The following is a 23318-nucleotide window of genomic DNA, read 5'->3' on the forward strand; positions in this document are numbered from 1 at the left end:
CGGAGAGGCTATCTCGCCCGCCCACGCGTGAAACGGAGCGTTCCATGAGAGCGGATGTCGAGGCCGCCAAGGCCGACATCGAGCAGGCGATCGACCTGCTCAGGAGGCGACTTTGACTGGGAGCCCGCGCTCCGCCGGCTGGACGAGCTGAACGCCCGGGTCGAGGACCCGAGCCTGTGGAACGACGCCAGCCTGGCGCAGTCGATCATGCGCGAGCGCAACCGCCTGGCGGCCCAGGTGGAGGCGGTGAACAGCCTCGAACGCGACCTCGCCGACGCGGTGGGCTACGCCGAGCTGGCCGACGAGGAAGCCGACGAGGTCTCGCTCGATGAGGCGCGGGCCCAGCTCAAGAGCCTCAAGGAGCGCGCCGCTCGGGCCGAGCTCGAGGCGCTGCTCTCCGGCGAGGCCGACGCCAACGACGCCTACGTGGAGATCAATTCCGGCGCCGGCGGCACGGAGTCCAACGATTGGGCGCTGATGCTGCTTCGCATGTACACCCGCTGGGCCCAGGCGCACGGGATGAGCGTCGACGTCATCGAGGAGACCGGCGGAGAAACCGCCGGCGTCAAGTCGGCGACGGTGCAGGTGAAGGGCGAGAACGCCTACGGCTGGCTGAAGACCGAGGCCGGCGTCCACCGTCTGGTGCGCATCTCACCGTTCGATTCCAACCAGCGCCGCCACACCTCCTTCGCCTCCGTCTGGGTCTATCCGGTGGTCGACGACACCATCGAGATCGAGATCAACCCGGCGGACGTGCGCACGGACACCTACCGCGCCTCGGGCGCCGGCGGGCAGCACATCAACAAGACCGACAGCGCCGTGCGCCTGACGCACCTCCCGACCGGAATCGCGGTCGCGTGCCAGTCGGAGCGCTCCCAGCACCAGAACCGCGATCGCGCCTGGAAGATGCTGAAGGCTCGGCTCTACGAGTTGGAGCTGGAGAAGCGCGAGGCGGCGCAGGCCGCCATCGAGGAGCAGAAAACCGACATCGGTTGGGGACACCAGATCCGCTCCTACGTGCTGCAGCCCTACCAGATGGTCAAGGACTTGAGGACGGACGTCGAAACCTCGGACACACAAGGGGTTTTGGATGGCGACCTCGACCGCTTCATGGGCGCCGCCCTGGCCCAGCGCGTCGGGGCGACCCGCGGCTCGACGGTGGAGGCTTAGGTCGGCGCCTAACCCGCGGCGTTCACATAGGCGCCGGCCTTCAGGAACCGTTCCGGGTTCACCGGCCGGCCGTTCAGCCACACCTCGTAGTGCAGGTGGGGCCCGGTGGAGCGGCCGGTCGAGCCCATGCCGCCCAGCCGCTCGCCGGGGGCGACCGGCTCGCCTGCATGCACCGCAATGGTCTGCAGGTGGGCGTAGCGGGTCTTCAGGCCGCCGCCGTGGTCAACCTCCACCACCTTGCCGTAGCCGGAGCGCGGGCCGATGTAGGCCACCACGCCCGGCCCGGTCGCGTACACCGGAGTCATCCGCCCGCCTGGAAAATCGAGGCCGGTATGAAACGCCGGCCGGTGGGTGAAGGGATCGATCCGCACGCCGAACCCGGAGGAGCGCGCCGGTTCGGCCGTCGGCGGCGCAAGCGGCAGCGCCTGCGCCGCCTGGGCGAGCTCGCGGGCGTCCCACAGGTCGTGCTCCGCATGCTGGACGCGCCCGGCGAAGTCGGCGTCGACGCCGAGCAGGGCGGCCAGGGCGCCGGGATCCTTCGGCTCGACGAGCGGTCCCCCGAGGCCGCCCGCCTTGGGCAGGTATGCGTCGGGCGCGACGCCGGTCAGGTGAAAGGCGAGCCGCAGCCGGTCCGCCCGGCTCCGGGCGTAGGAATCGGCCGCGTCCAGCAGCTGCTGCTGGCCGAGCTCGAGCTTCTGCATTCGCTCGGCGGGGCTGACGTCCTGGCCCGCCAGGCCCTGGCCGATGATCGGTATGAGCGTCTGGGCCGCCCCGGGCGCGTCGTTCAATCCGGTGAGCAGCATCGCGAGCGCGGCGTGCCGCTTCTCGAGACTGGCGGCGAGCTGGTTGGAGGTCGCGCCCTCCGCGTTCAGTTCAGCGACGGAAGAGCGGAGCCGGGCCTGGGTGCGGGCGACCTCCCGGTCGGCGAAGCTGCCCGACAGGGCATGGAGCAGCAGGGCGGCGCTCGCCACCCCCGTCCACAGCGCCGTCGCGGCGATGCCCGAAGCGGCCAGCATCTGCCTTCGCGGGCTCAGCACATAGGCCCGCATCCGGCCGCCTGAGCGCACGTAGAGGTGGCGTTCCGGAAACAGCGCCTCGAGCGTGCGGCGAAGTCGCGCCAGCCGTTCTCTCATGCCGCCGATGGCCCCCGGCCCCGATGGCGGCGATAGAAACGGACTTCCGGCGAGCGCGCAAGTTTAGTTAACGCCGCAGCCGAATCTATAATGTTGCGGTGAGTCGAAACCCTTCGGCTAGCGCGCTTTCACCGCCTCAAGCACCTGCTCGGCGTGGCCGGGGACCCTCACCTTGCGCCAGAGCCGCCTCACCACGCCGTCTTCGATCAGGAAGGTCGAGCGGTCGATGCCCATGTACTTGCGGCCGTAGAGGCTCTTCTCCGCCCAAGAGCCGTACCGCTCGACGGTCTCGCCCGTGGGATCTGATGCGAGCTTCACCTGCAGCCCGTACTTGTCGGCGAACTTCCTGTGGGCGGCCACGCTGTCCTTCGAGACTCCGACCACCGTCGCGCCCGCCCCGGAGAATTCAGGCGCAAGCCCGCTGAACGCCTTGGCTTCGTTGGTGCAGCCGGTCGTGTCGTCCTTCGGATAGAAGTAGAGCACCAGAGTTCGGCCGGCGAAGTCGGCGAGCTTCACCGGCCCATCCGGCGTCTCCAGCGTGAAGTCCGGCGCCCTGGAACCTTCTGTCACCGCCATCTCACCACTCCTCACACCGGCCTCACCAGCACGATCTTCTTCTTCCCCGCCGCGAGCTTGACGACCCCGTCCACCAGGTCGGCGCTCGTCACGGTGCGGTTGGCGTCGGGCTCGGGCTGGTCGTTGACCCGCAGCCCGCCGCCCTGGGCCAGGCGGCGCGCTTCGCCCCGCGAGGCCGTCAGGCCCGCCGCCTGCGCAAGCGCGGCCAGCATGACGCCGGCTTCGAGCTCGGCGGCGTTCACCTCCACGGTCGGCAGGTCGCTCGACAGCCGGCCCTGCTCGAAGGCCGCTTCGGCGGCCCTGGCCGCGGTCTCGGCGGCTTGCGCGCCATGCAGCAAGCGCGTGGCCGCGCCCGCCAGCACCTTCTTGGCCTCGTTGATCTCCGCGCCCGACAAGCTCTCCAGCCTGGCGATCTCTTCCAGCGGCAGATCGGTGAACAGGCGCAGGAAGCGGCCGACGTCCGCATCCTCGGTGTTTCGCCAGAACTGCCAGTAGTCGTACGCGCTGCGAAGCTCGGCGTTCAGCCAGATCGCCCCACCCACGGTCTTGCCCATCTTCTGGCCCGACGCCGTCGCGAGCAGCGGCGTGGTGAGCCCGAACGCCGGCTTCTGGTCGACCCGGCGGATCAGCTCGACGCCGTTGACGATGTTCCCCCACTGGTCGGAGCCGCCCATCTGCAGGAGGCAGCCCAGCCGTCGCTCCAACTCCAGGAAGTCCACCGACTGCATCAGCATGTAGTTGAACTCGAGGAAGGTCATCGGCTGCTCGCGCTCGAGGCGCAGCTTGACGCTCTCGAAGCTCAGCATCCGATTGATGGTGAAGTGCACGCCGAACTCGCGCAGGAACGCGACGTAGCCGAAGCGGTCCAGCCAGTCGGCGTTGTTCACCATCACCGCGTCGGTCGGGCCGTCGCCGAACGTCAGGAACCGCTCGAACGTGCCCTTGATCGATGCGATGTTGGTCGCGATCTGCTCGTCGTCGAGCAGCGGCCGCTGCTGGTCCTTGTCGGTGGGATCGCCGACCTTGGTCGTGCCGCCGCCCATCAGCACGATCGGCTTGTGGCCGCTCTGCTGCAGGCGGCGCAGGGTCATGATCGAGAACAGGTGGCCCACATGCAGCGACGGCGCGGTGGCGTCGAAGCCGATGTAGGCGGTGACCGGCCCCGCTGCGGCGGCCGCGTCCAGCTCCGCCGGGTGGGTGATCTGGTGGATGTAGCCGCGCGCCTGCAGCGTCTTGAGCAATTCGGACTTGAACGGTTGCTCGGACATCGGGGGCGGCTCGGGACTTCGCTGGCCGGGCTCTAGCACGGCGGATGCGGACTTATCGAGAAGCATGGCGGTCTCCTTGGGTTGAGGAGGCCGGCGCGTCGGGTGATGCCTGAAGTCTGCGCCGGCCGAGTGGGCAGGCGCGTAGGATCGGGCGCCTGCGTCAGGGCAGGCGGTAATAGCGGCCGAAGCGGGGACGCCGTCCGATCATGGCGCGCTAGGTAGGCGGAGGCTTGCCCGCGGTCAAGCCGCGCTCAGACGATCCCCAGGGCCTGCCACATGGCCATGGCGAGGCCCAGGGCGCGCATGTCGCCGGTAGTCGTGGGCGCCATCTTGTTCATGGCGTAGCCGAAGGTCGTGCGTGCATCCATGTCGATGATCGCCAGCGAGCCGCCATAGCCGCCCCAGAAGATGCTGTTCCGGTTGGGCAGGGGGACCATGCCGCCCGCCAGGCCGAAGCCCATCCCGTACCGCACGGGCCGCCCCAGGATCAGGTCGTCGCCCTCGATCTGCAGCTCCAGAGCCTTGCGGCAGCCCGCCTCCGACATGAAGCGCCGGCCGTTCGCGACGCCGCCGTTGGCCAGGATCGCGTGGACTTGCGCGATGGAGCGCGCATTGCCCGTGCCGCCGGCCGCCGGGATCTCGGCGCCGCGCCAGGCGCGCTTGCGCGTCTCCATCACGTCCACGCCGGGGTTGTGGGACATGTTGGCCTGCAGCTCGGTCTCGCCGCCGGCTTCGCCCACCGCCGTGCCAGGAGGCGGCGGGATCAGGTCGGCGACGCGCGCGTCCTCGGACGCCGGCAGGCCGATGTGGAAGTCGGCGCCCAGCGGCTCCGCAATCTCGTCGCGGAACACCGCGCCCACCGTCTTGCCGGTGATCCGCCGGATCACCTCGCCCACCAGGTATCCCTGGGTCATAGCATGATAGCCCGGCGCGGTCCCCGGCTCCCAGAACGGCGCCTGGGCGGCCAGCAAGGAGGTGGCCTTCTCCCAGTCGTAGAGGTCCTGCTTGGTGATCGTCTCGCGCCAGCCGGAAAGGCCCGCCGAGTGACTCATCAGGTGTCTGACCTTCACGTCGGCCTTCCCCGCGGCCGCGAACTCCGGCCAATAGCGGGCGACCGGAGCGTCGAAGTCGAGCTCGCCGCGGTCGGCGATCATCAGCGCGGTGAGCGCGGTCATGGTCTTGGTCGTGGAATAGACGTTGACGATGGTCTCCCGGACCCAGGGGCGCGTGCGGGCCTCGTCGGCCCAACCGCCCCAGAGGTCGACGACCACCTCGCCGTCCTTGGTCGCGCAGAACGCGGCCCCCACGTCCTCGCCGTTCGCCAGATTGGCGGCGAAGGCCGCGCGCACGGACTCCAGCCCTGCGGCGACGAAACCCTCGACCTCGATGACCTCGCTCATGGCGTCCTCCAGGCAAGCCCGCCGGCCAGCAGGCGCAGATGTTCTTCGGTTCGACTAGCGCTCCTTGGTCGAGAGCACGCGCCGGGCCTGCGCACGGCAGTCGAGGGGATAGCTCGGGTCGCTGCAGAAGTCCGGCCACTTGTTAGTCGTCCGCCAATATCGGACAAGGCCCGCCCTCGCGGCGATCGGCCAGAAGCGAGGGTCGCGGCGGATCGGCGCGGTGAATGCTAAGGTGAGCAGCTCCGGCTCCTTCTGCTCCATACCCTTGGTGTCCGGCTGGGCAAAGGCGTTGTCGAGCCGCCCCTCGGCCATCGGGAAGACCCGGAAATCATCCAGCGGTTGGTGCTCGTCCGCCCTTCGCATCGCGGTCAGGGCGGCGACGGCGTCAGCGGATGCGCCGGTCCTGCGCGCCTTCTCCAGCAGCTCCACCGCCGAAAAATCCTCGGGCATCACCGGCGGGGTCGTCGAAGGATCATGCAGTAGGGCCAGCGCCTGGTCCGGCGAGCCGGCGAAGGCCTGCCTGGCGAAGCGATAGCGCGAACGTCCAGAAGACCGGGGTAGAGCGCTGCGGCCTCGTCGAGCAACTGGTCGGCCACCTGCGGGAAATCGCCCTGCATGTCCAACGCCATCGCGTAGCTCAGCAGGAATTTCCCCGTGTGCGGCCTGAGCGACAGGGCGCGCTGGCAATAGTAGAAGCTGTCGCGGGCGCGCCCCATGAGCACGAGGAATCGGCACTTGTCGGCGTAGAGGAAGGCATCCTCTGGCGCAGCCTTAAGCGCTGCATCGAGCCTGGCCTCGGCCCCGACCCAATCGCGCGGCGACTCCGCCTGAGCCATGACGAGTTCGGCGAGATAGGCCACGCCCGACTGCTCCGGGTGCTCGCGTATCGTCCGTTCCGCTTCCAGGCGGGCGCGCCTGAACAGGCTGGGGCGATCGGTCGGCGGCCCGTTGAGCGCGGCGGTGGCGAGCGCATTGGCGTAGGCGGCGCGCAGCACGCCGGAGTCGGGCCTTCGCGCGAGGGCCTGCTCGTAGGGTCGCAAGGCGTCGTTGAAGTTGGCGAAGGTCGGCACCACGGTGTCTTCGCCGCCGCGGATCTCCAGCAGCATGGTCTCGGGATCCAGGGTCGGCCCGGATTGGCCATAGGTTGCGCGGACGAGATTCATCGTTTCCATGGCGCCGCCCTTGGCTTCATCGATCAAGGCGTCGCTTCGCGTTCTCGGCCCGACGAAATCCCGGCTCCACAGGGTGGTGCCCGAGCGCATGTCTTCGAGGAACAAATGCAGGCGGAGTTGATCGCCTTCGCTCGACACAGATCCGTTGAACGCCAGCTGGACATTCGGTGCGCCGCGCGTCGCAGGCTCGGAGACCACCCGCACCTCGGAATCGCCGAGGAAGCTGGCGATCGAGTCGCCCGCGCGCGCCGCAAATGGTCTCAAGGCGGGATCGTCGCCGATCACGCCCAGCTCCCGCACCATGACAACCGGTGTGGCGAGCGGCGCCGGCCGGGAGATCCAAGCACGCGCCGCCCAGACGCCGGCGAAGATCAGCACGCCGGCGACCAGCCCGACGATGAGCGCGATCCAGCCGATGGGGGAGGCGCGTCGCCGCGCGACCACGTCTAACGAGGGCCGCTCGGGCGAGATGGACAGCCGGTAGCCGACGCCGGCGATGGTCTCGATCTCGAAGGGCGGTTCCGACCACTGCGCCGCCAGGCAGCGGAGCTGGCCTATGCAGCGGCCGATGGCGTCCTCGCTCACCGACAGCCCGCCCCAGCAGCGGAGAATGAGCTCGTCGTGCGACACCACCTCGGAGGTCGGATGGGCCAGCGCCACCAGCACCTGCATCACGCGGCGTTGCAGCAGGCGCCGCTCGCCGTCGCCTAGGAGTTCACGTCGCGACGGGCGGACTTGCAGGGCGCCGAGCGTGAAGTCCGCCTCGCGGGCCGATCGATGCGGCCCGGCGACAGCAGGCTTCGCGCCACCTGATCCATTGAGGAACCCCGCCGCACGCCGCCCGGCCACCACTCTACCACAGCCTCGTTCGGCGAGGCAGTCGGCCAAGAATGAGCGGTGGAATCTGCCGGGGTCAGTCCTTCGCCCGCTCCTGGTAGGAGCCGTCCTCGGTGAGCACGACGATCTTGGTCCCGACGCCGATGTAGGGCGGGATCATGGTGCGCAGGCCGTTCGAGAGCACGGCGGGCTTGTACGAGGAGGACGCGGTCTGGCCCTTCACCGAGGGCTCGGTCTCGACCACCTCGAAGGTCGCCAGCCTTGGCAGCTCGATGGCGATCGGCACGCCCTCGTGCGTCGAGAGGTGCACGTTCATCCCGTCCTGCAGGTAGAACCGCGCGTCGCCCACGATATCCGGCGAGGCGACCAGCTGGTCGTAGGTCTCCGGGTTCATGAAGTGGAACCCTTCGCCGTCGGAATAAAGGAACGTGTACTCCCGCTCGTCCACCGTGGCGCGCTCGACGGTCTCGGTGGTGCGATAGCGCTCGGAGATCTTCACCCCGTCGGAGATACGCCGCATGTCGAGCTGGGTGACCGGCGTCCCCTTGCCGGGGTGGATGTTCTGGGCCTGCAGGACGACGTAGAGCTTGCCGTCGAGATCGACCACATTGCCCTTGCGGAGGGAGCTGGCTTGAACCTTCACGTGAATTCCTCGATGCGCAGGCGGCCCGCGCCTCTGGCGTGCGCGCGATTCCGCTGATCAAATGCCGGACGCGCCCCTATAGCGATCCTCGCCGAAATCGCCAGCCCTTCGCCGGTCGCACCCGCTTGAGAGAGCCTGTCCCATCCGCCTGGTGGCGGCCCGACCGCCACGCCGATCGGCGGCCGTTCCTGGCGGCGCGCAGCCGCATCGCCGCGGCCGTGCGGCGCTGGTTCGACAGCCAGGGCTTTGTCGAGGTGGATCCGGCGGCGCTCGCCGTCTCGCCCGGCAATGAGGCGCACCTGCACGCCCTCGCGACGGAGACGATCGGCCCCGACGGCGCCCGGCAGCGGCTCTATCTGCACACCTCGCCGGAGTTCGCCTGCAAGAAGCTGCTGGCCGCCGGCGAGGCGAAGATCGTCAGCCTCGGCCACGTCTGGCGCAATCGCGAGCGCGGTCCGCTGCACCATCCCGAGTTCACGCTGCTCGAATGGTATCGGGCCGGCGCTCCGTACGAGGCGATCATGCAGGACTGCGCCGCGCTGCTTCGCCTTGCGGCCGAGGCGGCGGGCGTGCGGGAACTGAGCTTCCACGGCCAAGCCGCTGATCCGGTTGTTGAACCTGAGCGGATCACTGTGGCGGAGGCGTTCCGGCGCTACGCCGGCCTCGACCTCTTCGATCGCGACCTTCCGGGCGCCGCGCGAGCCGCGGGCCTCCGCGTCGCGTCCGACGACACCTGGTCCGACGTCTTCAGTCGGGTGCTCGTCGAGAAGATCGAGCCAAACCTGGGGCAGGGCCGCGCCACGGTCCTCCGCGACTACCCAATCGCTGAGGCCGCCCTGGCGCGTCCCAAGCCCGGCGATCCCCGCGTCGCCGAGCGCTTCGAGCTCTATTCCTGCGGCGTCGAGCTCGCCAACTGCTTCGCCGAGCTCACCGACCCCGCCGAGCAGCGCCGCCGCTTCGAAGCCGAGATGGCGGAGAAGGCCCGCGTCTACGGCGAGGCCTATCCGATCGACGAGGACTTCCTCGCCGCGCTCGAGTTCATGCCGCCGGCCAGCGGCGGCGCGCTCGGCTTCGACCGCCTCGTCATGCTCGCCGCGGGCGCGAGCCGGATCGAACAGGTCCTCTGGACGCCCGTCCCTTAGCCACCTTGTTTCCTGAGGGGAGAAGCAGACCTACGCCTTCACCGGCGGCTTCGCGGGCGCCCGCGCCTCGTCGTAGGCCGCCCACATAGGCGCGCAGTCGAGCATCTCGCCGAGCGCCATCGCCCGATCGATGGCCATCACGGTCAGTCCGGCTTCCAGCGATTCGAACGGCGAGACCGGGAAGGGGACGCCCCGCTCCATTGTCGCCATCAGGTCGAGCGCCATGGCCTGGTCGGCCCCGTTGTGGGCGTCGGCGGTGAGCCCGCCGTACTCGATCCGCTCGGGCTTCTTCCGTGAGAGCACCCGGCGGACCATCAGCTTGTTGCGGACGAGGTCGGCGATCAGCGTCCCCTCGGTCCCGGCCACGTACCAGCGCCGCTCCGGCAGCGCGACGCAACTGTTGGCGTGGAAGGTGAGGCGCACCTGATTGTCGTATTCCACCATCGCGGTCTGGTGATCGGTGACGTCCATGTCCGAGTGGAATGGATCGTTGGCCGCCATCCAGCCGGCGTCGCGCTGCACGAAGGCCTCCTCGCCGGTGTCGTAGCGGCGCGGCCGCTCGGTCCGTTCGGCCGTGAATATCCGTCGCCCGCCGAAGCTCGCCACCCTGGCGGGCCGCGCGCCCGCGATCCGGCCGAAGATATCGAAGTCGTGGCAGACCTTGTCGAGCAGGTAGGAGCCGCCCCACTCCGCCTTGCGCCGCCAGTTGCGGGCCAGGTACCCGCCGTGCTCGGGCGGCAGGTGCTCGGTGGCGTCGATGGAGACGATCTCGCCCAGTTCGCCGGACTCGACCCGGGCGATCACCGCCTTGACGATCGGCATCGAGCGCATGACCAGGCCGACGAAAAGGGGCGGGGTCCTGCCGCCCGCGAGCCGCCCGGCGAGCGCCAGCGTCTCGGCTTCGGTGCGCACGAGGGGCTTCTCGGCGAAGACCGGAAAGCCGGCGTCCAGGGCGCGATTGACGTGCGCGAAGTGCAGGTGGTTGGGCGAGCCGACCATCACCAGGTCGTAGGGGCCGTGGGCGAACAGCTGGTCGGGATCGGCGCAAGGGCGGCCGAGAGGGATGACCGCCTGTTCCAGCACCGGCGCGCCGACTGGGGCGGCGTCGACGTAGGCTGACAGCTGGAGGCTCCCGCCCATCTCCTGCATCGCCGACAGCACATGGCCGATGCGCTGGCCAAGCCCGATGACACCGATGCGAAAGGTCTTCATGGCGCGCCCGTGGTCTCCCTCGGGCACCTCAACATGATCCGGACGAGGCGCGAAACCCCTCAGGCGTTCGGGGCCGGCTGCCGCGCCGCGGCTGACCGCCGCCGAGCATTGCATCGAGCAATCCCGTGGCCTGGCTCCTAATCGCGCTGAAAAGACATCCACAAGCGGTTGAGAAGATGGGGATTCGCCACCGCGCGTACGCGCCGAGCGGCGCGCCCGCCGGTCATCCGCCCGCGCCAGTGGCAGTCGCAGAGCAGGAAGTGGGTGTCCTCGTCGTTGAGGCCGAAGAAAGCCTGCGCCTCGCCGAGCGTGTCGCCGCTCAGGCCGGCGCCGCGCAGCACCGGATCGGCGAAGGCGAGCGCCAGCGGCGTCTGCTCGCCGCGCAGCCGGGCGCGGGCGGCCGGCGCATAGAACTCCACGAACCTCAGCGGCTGGAGCAATCGCGCCTCGGCGGCCTGCAGCACCTGGGCCCATCGCAGCAGGCGCTCGTGGCGGCTGAGGGTCGGGCCGGCCTCGACGACGCGGGCTTGGCTGAGGATCTGCTCCAAAGACTGGTGACGCATGGCTGTTGCCTCCGATAGGTCTCGCCTGCGTCAACTCGCGAGACGGCCGCTCGGCGCCGCCCTGCGGCTCAGAAGTCCGTGACGCGCTCCGGACGGGGCGCCATATGGCCGGCATGACCGTCCAGACCCTCCGCACCCCCCGGGCGCTGGCCGACGCCGGGCTCGCCGACCCGGCGGACCTTCCGGCGCTCGATCGCGTGGCCGCCCGCTACGCCGTGGCGATCACGCCGGCCATGGCCGAGCTGGTCGACCCGGCCGATCCCGCCGATCCGATCGCCCGCCAGTTCGCGCCGACGTCCGCCGAACTCGTCAACGCCCCAGAGGAGTCCGCCGATCCGATCGGCGACGAGGTCCATTCGCCGGTGGCCGGCATCGTCCACCGCTATCCGGATCGCGTGTTGCTGAAGCCCAACCACGCCTGCGCCGTCTACTGCCGCTTCTGCTTCCGGCGCGAGATGGTGGGCCCAGAAGGCCTGCGCCCGCTTTCGCCGGCGCAGCTCGACGCGGCCATCGCCTACATCGCGGCGCATCCAGAGGTCTGGGAAGTGATCGTCACCGGCGGGGATCCGTTCATCCTCTCGCCACGGCGAATCCGTGGCCTTATGGCGCGGATCGAGGCGGTCGAGCACGTGAGGATCGTCCGCTTTCACACCCGCGTGCCGGCGGTCGATCCGGCCCGCATCACGCCCGCCTTGGTCGCGGCGCTGAAGGCCTCGTCCAAGACCGTCTACGTCGCTCTCCATGCCGACCATCCGCGCGAGCTGACGCCCGCCGCCCGCGGCGCGTGCGGGCGGCTGGTGGACGCCGGCCTCCCCATGCTTGGCCAGACCGTCCTGCTGCGCGGCGTCAACGACGATCCGGCCACCCTCGAGGCGCTGTTCCGCGGCATGGTCGAGGCGCGGGTCAAGCCCTACTACCTGCACCATGCCGATCTCGCGCCGGGCACCGGCCATTTCCGCGGCTCGATCCGGGATGGCCAGCGTCTGATGAAGGCCCTCCGCGGGCGGCTCTCCGGCCTCTGCCAGCCGACCTACGTCCTCGACATCCCCGGCGGCCACGGCAAGGTCCCGATCGGCCCGGGCTATCTCGGCGGCGGCGAAGTGGAGGATCCGAGCGGCGCGCGGCATCCCTATCCGCCGCACGCCTAGTTACCCGGCGTCAGGCTTGCGAACGGGCGTTTGAATCGGCAGGCTGGCGCTTGAACGAAGGGTATGCCGATGGCTGACGACGCCGCGCCGAAGACCGACACTGCCGAAGAGCTCGGCTTCGATCCTGACGCGCTCAAGGCCAAGTACAGAGCCGAACGCGACAAGCGGCTGCGCGCCGACGGCAACTCCCAGTACGTGGAGATCGCCGGCCGCTTCGCCCACTACCTGGACGACCCTTACGTCGAGCCGGGCTTCTCCCGTGCGCCGCTGACCGACGAGGTGGAAGTGGCGGTGATCGGCGGCGGCTTCGGCGGACTGCTGGTGGGCGCGCGCCTGCGCGAGGCGGGGATCGAGGATATCCGGCTGATCGAGAAAGGTGGCGACTTCGGCGGCACCTGGTACTGGAACCGCTACCCCGGCGCAGCCTGCGACATCGAGAGCTACGTCTACCTGCCGCTGCTGGAGGAAGTCGGCTACGTGCCGGTGGAGAAGTACTCCTGTGCGCCGGAGATCCTGCGCCACTCGCGCGCCATGGCCGAGAAGTTCGACCTCTACCGCAACGCCTGTTTCCAGACCGAGGTGACGGCCCTGCGCTGGGACGAGGCGCTCGGGCGCTGGATCATCGAGACCAACCGCGGCGACGCCATGAAGGCCCGCTTCGTGGTGATGGCCAACGGACCCCTTCATCGTCCGAAGCTGCCGGGCATTCCCGGCATCGAGAGCTTCAAGGGCCATTCCTTCCACACCAGCCGCTGGGACTACGGCTATACCGGCGGGGCGTCGGACGGCGGGCTCACCGGCCTGAAGGACAAGGTGGTGGGCATCATCGGCACCGGGGCCACGGCCGTGCAGTGCGTGCCGCATCTGGCGGAGGGCGCCAAGCAGCTGTTCGTGTTCCAGCGGACGCCGTCCTCGATCGACGTGCGCAACAACCGGCCGACCGATCCGGAGTGGGCGCGATCGCTGCAGCCCGGCTGGCAGCAGGCCAGGATGGACAACTTCAACATCCTGGTCTCCGGCGGCTTCGCAGACGAGGACCTTGTCGCCGACGGCTGGACCGACATCATCGGCAACATCCTGCTGCTGGCCCGCAAGAAGGCGCAGGCCGGCGAGACGGTGGAGGATCCCGCCTCGCTGATGCAGCTCGCCGACTTCAAGAAGATGGAGCAGGTGCGCGCCCGTGTTGACGCGGTCGTCAAGGACAAGGCCACGGCCGAGGCGCTAAAGCCCTATTACAACCAGTTCTGCAAGCGGCCCTGCTTCCACGACGAGTACCTCGACGCCTTCAACCGACCCAACGTCACGCTCGTCGACACGGCCGGGCAGGGCGTCGAGCGGATCACCGAGAAGGGCGTGGTCGCAAACGGGGTCGAATACGAGCTCGACTGCCTGATCTACGCCACCGGCTTCGAGGTCGGCACCGACTACACCCGCCGCTCCGGCTACGAGGTCTTCGGCCGGGGCGGGATCACGCTCACTGAGAAATGGCGGAACGGCGCCTCGACGCTGCACGGGCTGCACAGCCGCGGCTTCCCCAACTGCTTCATCATCTCCAACACCCAGTCGGGCTTCTCGGCCAACTTCCCGCACATGATCAACGAGCAGTCCAAGCACCTGGGCTACATCCTGGGCCGCTGCCACAAGGAGGGGATCAGCGCAGTCGAAGCCTCGCAGGAGGCCGAGGACGCCTGGGTCGAGACGATAGTCAAGCTCGCCATCATGCGTCAGGCGTTCCTGGAGGAATGCACCCCGGGCTACTACAACAACGAGGGCAACGTACGGGCGATCAGCTCCCGCAACGGCTCCTATGGCGCCGGACCGGTCGCCTTCGTGAAGGTGCTCGAGGATTGGCGCGCCGAGGGCTCGATGCCCGGCCTAGAGATCACCCGCGCCTGGCCCGCGAATTCCTGACTCCCGCTTGTCCCCGCGAAGGCGGGGACCCAGCGGCCTCGCGATCTGAAACGAATTCGGCTTGGATTCCCCGCTCCCCGGGAACGAGCGGATCAGACATTGGGCAGCACGAGCCGGAACACGGCCCCGCCGCCGGCGCGACCCTGGTGCTCCAGGCGTCCGCCATGCGCCAGGGCGACCTGCCGCGCCAGCGTCAGGCCGACGCCGGAGCCGCCGACCTTGGTCGAGAAGAACGGCACGAACACGGCTTCGGGATCGCCGGCCGGCAGGCCGGGCCCGTTGTCCTCGACCACCAGCGCCACGCGATCCTCGTCGAGCCGGGCGCCCAGCCGCACCGCCGCCCCGGGCAGCCCGCGCACCGCCTCGAGGGCGTTCTTCAGCAGGTTGATCAGCGCCTGATCGAGGAGCTCGGGATCGGCCGTGAGCCTGAGGCTCTTGGGCGTCACCACGCTGGCGTAGTCGACGCCCGCCTCGGCCATCATCGGCCGCATCAGCCGATCCAGGCGGTCGGCGAGCTCGGCAGCGCGGATCGTCTCCGGCTCGGGCGCCGGCATGTCGGTGAGCCGCCGGTAACGGTCGACGAAGTGCATCAGGCCCTCGCTGCGGCGGCCAATGATCTCCAGGTCGTGGGCGATGGCGGGCCGGTCGGCCTTCGGCGCCCGCAGCCGCTCGCCGAGGCTCTCGGAAAGGGCGCAGATCGGCGTCAGCGAGTTCATCATCTCGTGCGCCAGCACGCGCACCAGGTCCTGCCAGGCCTTCAGCTCGACCGCATCCAGCTCGCCGGAGAGGCTCTGCAGCGAGAGCAGCGTGAGCCTGCGGCCCTCCGCGGCGAAGCTCGCGCCCTGCGCCAGCATGGCGCGTCCGTCCGCCAGCCGCACGATCTCGCGGGCCCCCGCCGGCAGGCTGCGCAGCCTAACTGCGGTAGCGGCCGGCAGCTCGGCGATGGCGGCGAGGGGGCCCATCCCGGCGCCGAGCCCCTGACGCGCGGCGCGGTTGGCGCTCACCACCTGGCCGGCGTCGTCCAGCACCAGCAGGGCGGCCGCCACATTGTCGGTCAGCGCTTCGAGATGGTCGATCCGCCGCTGGCGCTCGGACCGAGCGGCGGCCAGCCGCTCGAGCGCGCGGCCGATGGCCTGGTCGGTTTCCCGCAGCCCCGCCTGCGGCGCCGGCCGCTCGTACCCCTCCGCGGCAAGCCCCTCGATGAAGCGGGCCAGCGTCCGGTCGGCCGAGCGCATGCTGCGCATCAGGTCGAGCGCCGCCAGCGCCAGGATCGCGACGAGCACCACGGCCGTCGCCCAGAGGCGCCGCTCCAGCGTCAGGAAGGCGCCGAACGCCAGCAGCCCGATGGCGATCGCCCGCAGGCTCGCGCCCAGCGCAAAGCCCGCCGCGCCGGTCGGGGGCTTAGAGGCCATGCCGCTCCATGCGCCGGTAGAGCGCCGGCCGCGTGAGTCCGAGCGCCGCGGCCGCGCGCGAGACATTGCCGTCGTGGATCGCCAGCGCTCGCAGGATCGCCCGTCGCTCCAGCTCGTCGAGATTGAGATCCGCGCCGGTCCGCCGCTTGGCCGTGAGCTTGGCGGCGTTGGCCATCGCCTCGACGAGGGCCTCATTGCGCCACGGCTTGAGCACGAAGTCCACGGCCCCGCGCTTCAGCGCTTCGACGGCCAGCGCCACACCGCCGTAGGTGGTCATCAGCACGACCGAGAGCGCCGGGTCGGCTTGCTGCAGGCGCGACAGCGCATCGAAGCCTTCCGCGCCGCTGCGCGCGCCGGCGGCGAAGTTCATGTCCAGCAGGACGGCGTCCCATCCCGCTGCGCCGGATTCCAACCCTGCAGGCGCCTCCATTAGATGGAGCCGCGCGCCGGTGCGCTGCAGCGTCGCGGCGGCCGCCTTCAGCACATCGGCGTCGTCGTCGACCACCAGGAAGGAGAGGGCCTGCCCCATGCTGCAGACTCTAGGGCCGACCGGCCGAGCCGCCAAAAGCCAAGCCGCTCAACGGTTTGCGTCCTCCGGCGGCCTGCGGGCGAGGGGGCGCTGTCCATTTCCGGACACCGGCCTTTCGCCCATCCGCCGGTGGCGGGGCTAACCCGCTGAATCCCTGCGATTTCCTGGATGCGCCCGCTCGCCGGATACTGGTGTCGCCATGACCCAGCTGATGGATCGACCTCTGGAGCGGCCCAAATGGCGGCGCCCGCGCGCCCTCATCGGCCTCGCCGCGGCCGGCGGCCTGGCCGTCGTCGTCGCTCTGGGGATCGCGCTCGCCGTCGGCGCCCGCGCCTCCCTGAGGGCGCCGGCGGCGAGCCTCACCATCGAGCCCGCGCAACCGGGCGTGTTCCACGATTTCGTCGCGCTCCGCGCCAAGGTCGTCCCGAAGGACATCGTCTATCTCGATGCGCTGGAGGGCGGCCAGGTGGAGCAGGTGCTGGCCCAGGCGGGCGATGAGGTCCGCGCCGGCCAGCCGCTGGTCAGGTTCCGCAACACCGAGCTGGAGCTGGAGGTCCTCGACCGCGAGGGCCGGCTCGCGGAGTCCATCACCCAGCTGCAGGCCTACGAGAAGCAGCTGGAGGACGCCCGCGTCGCCAACGAGAAGGCGGCCGCCCAGATCGACTACGACATCACCCGTCTCAGCCGCGACGCGAACCGCTACGACGTGCTGAACGCCAAGGGTTTCATCCCGCGCCAGCAGTATTACGCCACCCACGACGAGCTGGACCACAATCTGCGCCTGCAGCCGCTGCAGAGCTCGATCAACCGCGAGGAGGAGGTGCTGCGCCGCCGCCAGCTGCCGCAGATCAAGGCGGAGCTTTCCAACCTGCAGCAGAGCCTGGGCGTCGCCCGCTCGAAGCTCGACAACCTGGTGCTGCGGGCGCCGGTGGCCGGCAAGCTGGCCGACATGCATCTCGACGTCGGCGAGATCAAGAACCGCGGCGAGCGCCTGGGCCAGATCGTCCCCGCCACCGGCTACAAGCTCGAGGCCCGCGTCGACGAGTTCTACCTCGACCGCGTGCATCCGGGGGAGGCGGGCCAGGTGGAGGTCGACGGCCGCGAGCTGCCGGTGCGCGTCATCCGCGTCGATCCGCAGGTCAAGGACGCCACCTTCCTGGCCGAGCTCGGCTTCACGGGCCCGATGCCGGGCGACGTCACGTCGGGCGAGGCGCTCGACGGACGGCTCACCCTGGGCGGCGACCACCAGGCGCTGATCCTGCCGGCGGGGCCGTTCCTGGAGCGCTCGGGCGGCGATTGGGCGATGGTCCTCGACGGCTCCGGCCGCAAGGCGCTGAAGCGCCGGATCAGGATCGGCCGCCGCAACGCCGAGCAGGTCGAGGTGCTCTCGGGCCTGAAGCCGGGCGAGCGGGTGATCACCTCGGACTACACCGGCTACGACAAGATCGACCAGGTCATCATCACTCACTGAAGGGAACGGGGCGCATGCTCAAGCTCGAGGATATCTCCAAGGTCTATCGCACCTCCGAGGTCGAGACCCTGGCGCTGGCCGGCGTCTCGCTGCAGATCGACCCCGGCGAATTCGTCGCCGTCATGGGCCCGTCCGGCTGCGGCAAGTCCACCCTGCTCAACCTGCTGGGCCTCTTGGACAGCCCGAGCGGCGGCGCCTACTGGTTCTTCGGCGAGGACGTCGCCCGCCGCTCCGAGGCCGAGCTCACCAAGCTCAGGCGCGAGCACATCGGCTTCGTCTTCCAGAGTTTCAACCTGATCGATGACCTGACCGTCGCCGAGAACGTCGAGGTGGCGCTGCTCTACCGCGGCGTCGCGGCCGGCGAGCGCCGCCGGCGGGTGGCCGAGGCCCTGGAGCGGGTCGGCATCGCCCACCGCGCCCGGCATCGCCCGCAGCAGCTCTCGGGCGGCCAGCAACAGCGCGTCGCGGTCGCCCGCGCCCTGGTCTCCGTTCCGCGGCTGATCCTCGCCGACGAGCCCACCGGCAACCTCGACACCGCCAACGGCGAGGAGGTCATGCGCCTGCTCACCGAGGCGGCGGCCGCCGGGGTGACCATCGTCATGGTCACCCACAGCCTGGTCCACGCCGCGGTCGCCCAGCGCACCGTCAAGCTGCTCGACGGCCGGGTGGTTTCCGAAACCCTGCTGGCGGCCTGAGGTTTCGATGTTCCGCAACTACCTGGCCGCGGCGCTCCGCAACCTCTCGCGCAACCGGCTCTACGGCGGGGTGATGATCGCCGGCATGGCCGTCGCCTTCGCCTCGGCGATCCTGATCGGCCTCTACCTGCGCCACGAGCTCACCTACGATCGCTTCATCCCCGGCCACGAGCGGGTGTTCCTGGTCAGCCAGACGATCACAGCGCCGGGCAAGCCGCCGTTCAAGCTCGACGACACTTCGGCCGTCGTCGGCGCCGAGCTGAAGCTCCGGTTCCCGGAGATCCAGTATCTCGCGCGCTACGCCAGCGCGGGCTTTCCCTCGGTCCGGCGCGGCGACGTCAGCATCAGCGAGCGCAGCTTCGTCTGGGTCGATCCGGATTTCTTCAAGGTCCTGCCTCTCCCCGCGTTGGCCGGAGATCCCGCGACGGCCTTGGACCGGCCCGACTCGGTGGTGCTCACCCGGTCGGCGGCGCGCAGGTACTTCGGCCAGGATGCGCCGCTCGGCGGCCAGTTGCTCGTCGATGGCCATCCGAAGCGGGTCACGGCGGTCATCGAGGACCTGCCGTCGAACAGCAGCCTCGTGGGTGAGTTCTTCGCCTCATCGCTCGCCCCGGAGTCGCTGCTGAAGCAGCTCGAGAAGGCCGGCTACTCCTCGAATGGCAATCAGACTTTCGTCCGCCTCAAGCCGGGCGCCTCGGCAGCTTCGGTCGACGCGGGATTTCGCACCTTCGTTCGCGACCGGCTCCAGCCGCTGTATGCGAAGATCAATCCCGACGACCGCGGGACCACCTTCGTCTATCGGCTCAAGCCGCTCGACCGCATTCACCTCGAGCCCGCCGACGGCGGCGATCCGAAACCGGGGGCCGACGTGAAGGTGCTGATCGGCATCGGCATCATCGGCGCGCTCATCGTCGTCGTGGCCGCCATCAACTTCGTGACCCTGATGACGGCGCGCGCCGCTCGCCGCGCGATGGAGGTGGGCGTCCGCAAGGCTCTGGGCGCCGGCCGTCGCGATCTCGTGCTGCAGTTCATGGGCGAGGCGATGATGTACGTCGGCGTCGCCCTTGTGCTGGCGATCGCGCTCGCCGAGCTCCTGCTGCCCCCGGTCAATGCCGCCCTGCAGCGGAAGATGGCCTTCGACTACCTGTCGAACCCGGCTCTGCTCGCGGCCATGTTGGGCGTGGCCTTGGTCACGGGACTCCTCGCCGGGGTCTACCCGGCCTTCGTGCTGTCCGCCTTCCGGCCCGCGGCGGTGCTGAAGGGCGGACCCATCTCTGCGGGCGGCCGCGGGGGCCGCGTTCGCGAAATCTTGGTCGTGGCCCAGTTCGCCGTCCTGGTGATCCTGGTGCTCTCAACCGCCACGATCTTCCGGCAGACCGTCTTTGCGCTGAAGGACGCGACCCACACCAACAAGAACAATATCCTGATGCTCTACGCCTCGCCGTGCACCGACACCTTGCGCGACGCGATTCGCCAGGTGCCCGGCGTCAAGGCGGCGGCCTGCTCCTCCCCGAACTCGGTCGGCCTCAATCATGCCAACGACATGGTCCGTGCGAACGGCCATCCGGTGATGGTCAACTACTCTCCGGTCGACTTCGGATTCCTTGAGCTCTACGGGGTCCATCCCGTGTCCGGGCGGCTGTTCCAGGTCGAGCGGGCCGGCGACGACGGGGGCAGGACGGGTGGCGTCGCCCCGCCGGTGGTGATCAATGAGGCGGCGGTTCGCGCCCTGGGCTATCGCTCCCCGCAGGGCGCCGTCGGCAAGTTCCTGACCTGGCACTTCAATCCGACGCTCTCGATCAACAATCTCGATAACGTCGGTGCGCCATACCAGTCTTCGGCCATCATCGGCGTGATCCCCGACATCACCTTCGAGTCGGTTCGCGAGCGGGTGCCGCCCACCTTCTACTACGTGTCGCCGAAGAACGACGTGCTGACGTCTGCGGCGCTCAACGTGAAGCTGGATCCACTCCGCCAGGCGGCGACGGTCCGTCGGATCGACCAGCTGTGGCCGAAGATCACCCACGGCCAGCCGGTCCAGCAGTACTTCGCGGACCTGTTCGTGCTCAGGCTCTACATCGACAACATCATCCAGGGCGGGTTTATCGCGGTCTGCGCGCTGATCGCCATCTCCATCGCCTGCCTCGGCCTGTTCGCGCTCTCGGCCTTCACGGCCGAGCGGCGGACCAAGGAGATCGGCGTGCGCAAGGCGATGGGGGCGAGCGCCGCCGACATCCTGAAGCTGCTGATGTGGCAGTTCACCAAGCCGGTGATCTGGGCCAACCTGATCGCCTGGCCGGTGGGCTTCCTGGTGATGCGCTGGTGGCTGTCCAGCTTCGTCTACCGCGTCGACCAGGCGCCCTGGACCTTCGCCGCGGCCGGCGCCGCCGGGTTCCTGATCGCCTGGGCCACGGTCTTCGCGCACGCCCTCAATGTCGCCCGCGCCAAGCCGGTGGGCGCGCTCAGGTACGAGTAGCGGGGAGGGGACGCACGTGCTTCGCAACTACCTGGCCGCCGCGCTCCGCAACCTCGTCCGCAACCGGCTCTACGCCGGGGTGACGATCTTCGGCCTGGCGGTGGGCTTCGCCGCCGCCATGCTGATCGGCCTCTACGTCCGCGACGAGCTCACCTACGAACGCTTCATCCCGGGCCACGACCGCGTCTACACGGTCACCCAGCTGATCAGCATGGGCGGGACGACTTTCGACGAACAGGCGACGCCGATGGCGATGGCCAGGCCCCTCAAGCTCGCTTTCCCGGAGATCCAGTATGTCGCGCGGCTGACGCCGTCCTATTTCCCGCCCACCGTCCGCATCGGCGACCGGACGATGGCCGAGCTCAACCTCTACTGGGCCGATCCCGACTTCTTCCGCGTGGTCCCGATGCCCACCGTGGCGGGCGACCTGGCGAGCGCGCTCGATGCGCCGGATTCCATCGTCCTCACCCGCTCCATCGCCCGCAAGGACTTCGCCAGCGACGCGCCGATCGGCCGGACCCTGCTGGTCAACGGCCAGCCGATGCGGGTCACCGCGGTCATCGAGGACCTCCCGTCCAACACCCACTTCCCGTTCGAGCTCGTCGCCTCGGCCAGGTCGCCGGCCAGCCCGATCAGCCAGTACGAGGCGATCAACGGGCCGCTGACCAACACGCTCGGCACCTACTTCCGCCTCAAGCCCGGCGCGTCGGTCAAGACCATGGAGCCGCGCCTCCAGCAGTTCCTCGACCGCAGCCTGCCGCTCTCGGTGCTGCAGTTCGGCGGCAAGATCCAGCGCCGCGCTTTCCTGGTCCCGATCACCCGGCTGCACCTCATGAAGGCGACCACGCCGGCCTACAATTCACGCGGCCCGGTGGACCCCGCGGTGATCTGGGCGATCGCGGCGATCGGTGTGCTGATCGTGGCCGTGGCGGCGATCAATTTCGTCACCCTGATGACCGCCCGCGCCGCGCGCCGGGCTGTCGAAGTCGGCGTCCGCAAGGCCGCCGGCGCCAGTCGCCGGGACCTAATCGTCCAGTTCATGGGCGAGGCCTTCCTCTACGTGCTGGCCGCCGCAGTGCTGGCGCTGTCGCTGGCCGAGCTTCTGCTGCCCGCCGTCAACGCCCTGCTGCAGCGGAAGCTGAAGTTCGACTACCTTCACGACCCCTCGGTCGGCCTGGCCGTCGTGGGCGCCCTCACGCTCACCGCGCTCCTGGCCGGGGTCTATCCCTCGCTCGTGCTGTCGGGCTTCCGCCCCGCCGCGGTGCTGAAGGGCGGACCGGTGCAGGCGGCGGGCGGCGGGCGTGTGCGCCAGATGCTGGTGGTGGCCCAGTTCGCCGCCTTGGTCGTGCTGATCCTGGTGGCAGGCACGATCGCGCGCCAGACGCGCTTCGCCCTCAACGAGGGGATGCGGGTCGACAAGGACCAGGTCCTGCTGCTGTTCTCCAGCCCCTGCATCGAGACGATGCGCGACGAGGTCGTGAAGCTCCGCGGCGTGAAGGCGGCGGCCTGCTCCGGCGATTTCGCCCTCAACCTCGCCAACAGCCACGATTCCGTCATTCGCGACGGGCGGCTGCACGACCTGGCGTTGGCCTCTGTCGACTACGGCTGGTTCGAGCTGTTCGCGATCCGGCCGATCGCGGGACGGCTCTTCGAGCGCTCACGCCCGTCGGACGCGCCGACCAACGGGCCGGACAGCTACGGCCCCGTCGTCATCAACGAGAGCGCCGTGCGCCGGCTGGGTTTCGCCTCGCCGCAGGCAGCGATCGGCCAGAGCTTCCTCTGGCACGGCATGTGGGATTCCACCCAGCGCAAGCCCACCTTCACCATTCCGCCGCTGCTGTCCTCGCAGATCGTGGGCGTCGTCCCGGATTTCACCTTCGGCTCGATGCGCGCCAAGATCGATCCGACGGCGTTCGTGCTCGGCCGCAACGTGCCGCCGGATTCCATCGCCCTCGCCGTCAAGCTCGACGGCAAGCAGGCGCCCAGCGCCATGCCCGCGATCGAGCGGCTCTGGAAACGGCTGGGGCAGGGCAAGCCCTACCTGCCGGTCTTCGTCGATCGCTTCACCATGCGGCTCTATGTCGACACCATCATCCAGGGCGCGACTGTGGCGATCGCCGGCCTCATCGCCCTCGTCGTCGGCGCGCTCGGCCTGTTCGCGCTCTCGGCCTACACAACCGAGCGGCGCACCAAGGAGATCGGCGTTCGCAAAGCCATGGGCGCGAGTTCGGCCGACATCCTGAAGCTGCTGCTGTGGCAATTCACCAAGCCGGTGATCTGGGCCAACCTGATCGCCTGGCCGGCCGCCTTCCTGGTGATGCGCTGGTGGCTCTCGGGGTTCGTCTACCACGTCGGCCTGGCGCCCTGGACCTTCCTCGCCGCCGGCGCGGGGGCCCTGGTCATCGCCTGGGCCACGGTGTTCGTCCACGCCCTCAACGTCTCCCGCGCAAAGCCGGTGGGCGCCCTCCGCTACGAATGAGAGCCAAGCTGGGAGAGCGGCAATCGCAGAGCTAGGCGGTGGCGAGCTCGGGCTGGGCGGCGGTCTGCGGCGCGGCGGCCT

At 69.6% G+C, this 23318-nt stretch carries 19 protein-coding genes; 8 read left to right on the plus strand and 11 right to left on the minus strand.

The window, feature by feature from the left end:
- Window positions 1-44 precede the first annotated feature (44 nt).
- Window positions 45-1170, plus strand: a protein-coding gene (gene prfB, locus Q0W60_RS07650) for a peptide chain release factor 2 (RefSeq protein WP_297694199.1) whose coding sequence is annotated in 2 segments (ribosomal slippage) — window positions 45-113 and window positions 115-1170 — 1125 coding nt in all. Because the reading frame shifts where the segments join, the coding sequence is not laid out codon by codon here.
- An 8-nt stretch (window positions 1171-1178) separates the two neighbouring features.
- Here prfB and Q0W60_RS07655 read toward each other — a convergent pair.
- From Q0W60_RS07655 to efp, 7 genes are all read right to left on the minus strand, one after another.
- The gene (locus Q0W60_RS07655; protein ID WP_297694201.1) at window positions 1179-2303 is read right to left on the minus strand and encodes a peptidoglycan DD-metalloendopeptidase family protein; all 1125 of its coding nucleotides are present in this window, start codon (window positions 2301-2303) and stop codon (window positions 1179-1181) included.
- A 117-nt stretch (window positions 2304-2420) separates the two neighbouring features.
- Window positions 2421-2879 carry a peroxiredoxin gene (locus Q0W60_RS07660; RefSeq protein WP_297694203.1) on the minus strand — a complete coding sequence of 153 codons (459 nt, stop codon included), beginning with the start codon at window positions 2877-2879 and terminating at the stop codon, window positions 2421-2423.
- Window positions 2880-2890: 11 nt separating this feature from the next.
- Complete coding sequence (gene tyrS, locus Q0W60_RS07665) at window positions 2891-4147, minus strand: tyrosine--tRNA ligase (protein WP_297694205.1); 1257 nt, start codon at window positions 4145-4147, stop codon at window positions 2891-2893.
- A gap of 251 nt (window positions 4148-4398) precedes the next feature.
- Window positions 4399-5547, minus strand: a complete 1149-nt coding sequence (locus tag Q0W60_RS07670; RefSeq protein ID WP_297694206.1) for a serine hydrolase domain-containing protein — start codon at window positions 5545-5547, stop codon at window positions 4399-4401.
- A 54-nt stretch (window positions 5548-5601) separates the two neighbouring features.
- Window positions 5602-5997: a hypothetical protein gene (locus Q0W60_RS07675; RefSeq protein ID WP_297694208.1), complete on the minus strand. Its 396-nt coding sequence runs from the start codon at window positions 5995-5997 to the stop codon at window positions 5602-5604.
- Window positions 5997-7571 (minus strand): winged helix-turn-helix domain-containing protein, encoded by a 1575-nt coding sequence (locus tag Q0W60_RS07680; protein WP_366075294.1) that lies wholly within the window; start codon window positions 7569-7571, stop codon window positions 5997-5999. The genes Q0W60_RS07675 and Q0W60_RS07680 overlap by 1 nt, the downstream gene beginning before the upstream one ends.
- A gap of 61 nt (window positions 7572-7632) precedes the next feature.
- On the minus strand, window positions 7633-8199 hold the full coding sequence (gene efp, locus Q0W60_RS07685; RefSeq protein ID WP_297694212.1) for an elongation factor P: 567 nt from the start codon (window positions 8197-8199) through the stop codon (window positions 7633-7635).
- 125 nt (window positions 8200-8324) lie between these two features.
- Between efp and epmA the strand changes: the two genes are divergently transcribed.
- Window positions 8325-9341 (plus strand): EF-P lysine aminoacylase EpmA, encoded by a 1017-nt coding sequence (gene epmA / locus Q0W60_RS07690; RefSeq protein ID WP_297694214.1) that lies wholly within the window; start codon window positions 8325-8327, stop codon window positions 9339-9341.
- Window positions 9342-9371: 30 nt separating this feature from the next.
- On the opposite strand, the gene Q0W60_RS07695 is transcribed toward epmA, so the two are convergent.
- A complete protein-coding gene (locus tag Q0W60_RS07695; protein WP_297694216.1) occupies window positions 9372-10553 on the minus strand; it encodes a Gfo/Idh/MocA family oxidoreductase in 1182 nt (393 codons plus the stop codon).
- A 137-nt stretch (window positions 10554-10690) separates the two neighbouring features.
- Window positions 10691-11116: a hypothetical protein gene (locus Q0W60_RS07700; protein ID WP_297694218.1), complete on the minus strand. Its 426-nt coding sequence runs from the start codon at window positions 11114-11116 to the stop codon at window positions 10691-10693.
- A 113-nt stretch (window positions 11117-11229) separates the two neighbouring features.
- On the opposite strand from Q0W60_RS07700, the gene Q0W60_RS07705 reads away from it, so the two are divergent.
- Window positions 11230-12264, plus strand: a complete 1035-nt coding sequence (locus Q0W60_RS07705) for a lysine-2,3-aminomutase-like protein (protein WP_297694220.1) — start codon at window positions 11230-11232, stop codon at window positions 12262-12264.
- Between the two features lie 69 nt (window positions 12265-12333).
- A complete protein-coding gene (locus Q0W60_RS07710; RefSeq protein ID WP_297694222.1) occupies window positions 12334-14175 on the plus strand; it encodes an NAD(P)/FAD-dependent oxidoreductase in 1842 nt (613 codons plus the stop codon).
- Between the two features lie 92 nt (window positions 14176-14267).
- On the opposite strand, the gene Q0W60_RS07715 is transcribed toward Q0W60_RS07710, so the two are convergent.
- Together Q0W60_RS07715 and Q0W60_RS07720 are read right to left on the minus strand one after the other, a co-directional pair.
- On the minus strand, window positions 14268-15587 hold the full coding sequence (locus tag Q0W60_RS07715) for an ATP-binding protein (RefSeq protein ID WP_297694224.1): 1320 nt from the start codon (window positions 15585-15587) through the stop codon (window positions 14268-14270).
- Window positions 15577-16116 (minus strand): response regulator, encoded by a 540-nt coding sequence (locus tag Q0W60_RS07720; protein ID WP_297694226.1) that lies wholly within the window; start codon window positions 16114-16116, stop codon window positions 15577-15579. The genes Q0W60_RS07715 and Q0W60_RS07720 overlap by 11 nt, the downstream gene beginning before the upstream one ends.
- Before the next feature lie 211 nt (window positions 16117-16327).
- Between Q0W60_RS07720 and Q0W60_RS07725 the strand changes: the two genes are divergently transcribed.
- Genes Q0W60_RS07725 through Q0W60_RS07740 form a run of 4 tightly spaced genes read left to right on the plus strand, consistent with a single transcriptional unit; the run spans window position 16328 to window position 23237 of the window.
- Window positions 16328-17587, plus strand: a complete 1260-nt coding sequence (locus Q0W60_RS07725) for an HlyD family efflux transporter periplasmic adaptor subunit (RefSeq protein WP_297694228.1) — start codon at window positions 16328-16330, stop codon at window positions 17585-17587.
- A gap of 14 nt (window positions 17588-17601) precedes the next feature.
- Window positions 17602-18282, plus strand: coding sequence for an ABC transporter ATP-binding protein (locus Q0W60_RS07730; protein ID WP_297694230.1), 681 nt, complete (start codon window positions 17602-17604; stop codon window positions 18280-18282).
- Between the two features lie 7 nt (window positions 18283-18289).
- Window positions 18290-20758, plus strand: a complete 2469-nt coding sequence (locus Q0W60_RS07735; RefSeq protein ID WP_297694232.1) for an FtsX-like permease family protein — start codon at window positions 18290-18292, stop codon at window positions 20756-20758.
- Between the two features lie 16 nt (window positions 20759-20774).
- The gene (locus Q0W60_RS07740; RefSeq protein WP_297694233.1) at window positions 20775-23237 is read left to right on the plus strand and encodes an ABC transporter permease; all 2463 of its coding nucleotides are present in this window, start codon (window positions 20775-20777) and stop codon (window positions 23235-23237) included.
- Window positions 23238-23318 lie beyond the last annotated feature (81 nt).

Source organism: Phenylobacterium sp., assembly GCF_025934275.1.
Taxonomy (GTDB): domain Bacteria; phylum Pseudomonadota; class Alphaproteobacteria; order Caulobacterales; family Caulobacteraceae; genus Phenylobacterium.

Excerpts from the sequence above, each read along its gene's own strand:
- Q0W60_RS07655 (WP_297694201.1), bottom strand. The coding sequence starts at position 2,303 with ATGAGAGAACGGCTGGCGCGACTTCGCCGCACGCTCGAGGCGCTGTTT.
- Q0W60_RS07660 (WP_297694203.1), bottom strand. The coding sequence starts at position 2,879 with ATGGCGGTGACAGAAGGTTCCAGGGCGCCGGACTTCACGCTGGAGACG.
- tyrS (WP_297694205.1), bottom strand. The coding sequence starts at position 4,147 with ATGTCCGAGCAACCGTTCAAGTCCGAATTGCTCAAGACGCTGCAGGCG.
- Q0W60_RS07670 (WP_297694206.1), bottom strand. The coding sequence starts at position 5,547 with ATGAGCGAGGTCATCGAGGTCGAGGGTTTCGTCGCCGCAGGGCTGGAG.
- Q0W60_RS07675 (WP_297694208.1), bottom strand. The coding sequence starts at position 5,997 with ATGCCCGAGGATTTTTCGGCGGTGGAGCTGCTGGAGAAGGCGCGCAGG.
- Q0W60_RS07695 (WP_297694216.1), bottom strand. The coding sequence starts at position 10,553 with ATGAAGACCTTTCGCATCGGTGTCATCGGGCTTGGCCAGCGCATCGGC.
- Q0W60_RS07700 (WP_297694218.1), bottom strand. The coding sequence starts at position 11,116 with ATGCGTCACCAGTCTTTGGAGCAGATCCTCAGCCAAGCCCGCGTCGTC.
- Q0W60_RS07705 (WP_297694220.1), top strand. The coding sequence starts at position 11,230 with ATGACCGTCCAGACCCTCCGCACCCCCCGGGCGCTGGCCGACGCCGGG.
- Q0W60_RS07710 (WP_297694222.1), top strand. The coding sequence starts at position 12,334 with ATGGCTGACGACGCCGCGCCGAAGACCGACACTGCCGAAGAGCTCGGC.
- Q0W60_RS07715 (WP_297694224.1), bottom strand. The coding sequence starts at position 15,587 with ATGGCCTCTAAGCCCCCGACCGGCGCGGCGGGCTTTGCGCTGGGCGCG.
- Q0W60_RS07720 (WP_297694226.1), bottom strand. The coding sequence starts at position 16,116 with ATGGGGCAGGCCCTCTCCTTCCTGGTGGTCGACGACGACGCCGATGTG.
- Q0W60_RS07725 (WP_297694228.1), top strand. The coding sequence starts at position 16,328 with ATGGATCGACCTCTGGAGCGGCCCAAATGGCGGCGCCCGCGCGCCCTC.
- Q0W60_RS07730 (WP_297694230.1), top strand. The coding sequence starts at position 17,602 with ATGCTCAAGCTCGAGGATATCTCCAAGGTCTATCGCACCTCCGAGGTC.
- Q0W60_RS07735 (WP_297694232.1), top strand. The coding sequence starts at position 18,290 with ATGTTCCGCAACTACCTGGCCGCGGCGCTCCGCAACCTCTCGCGCAAC.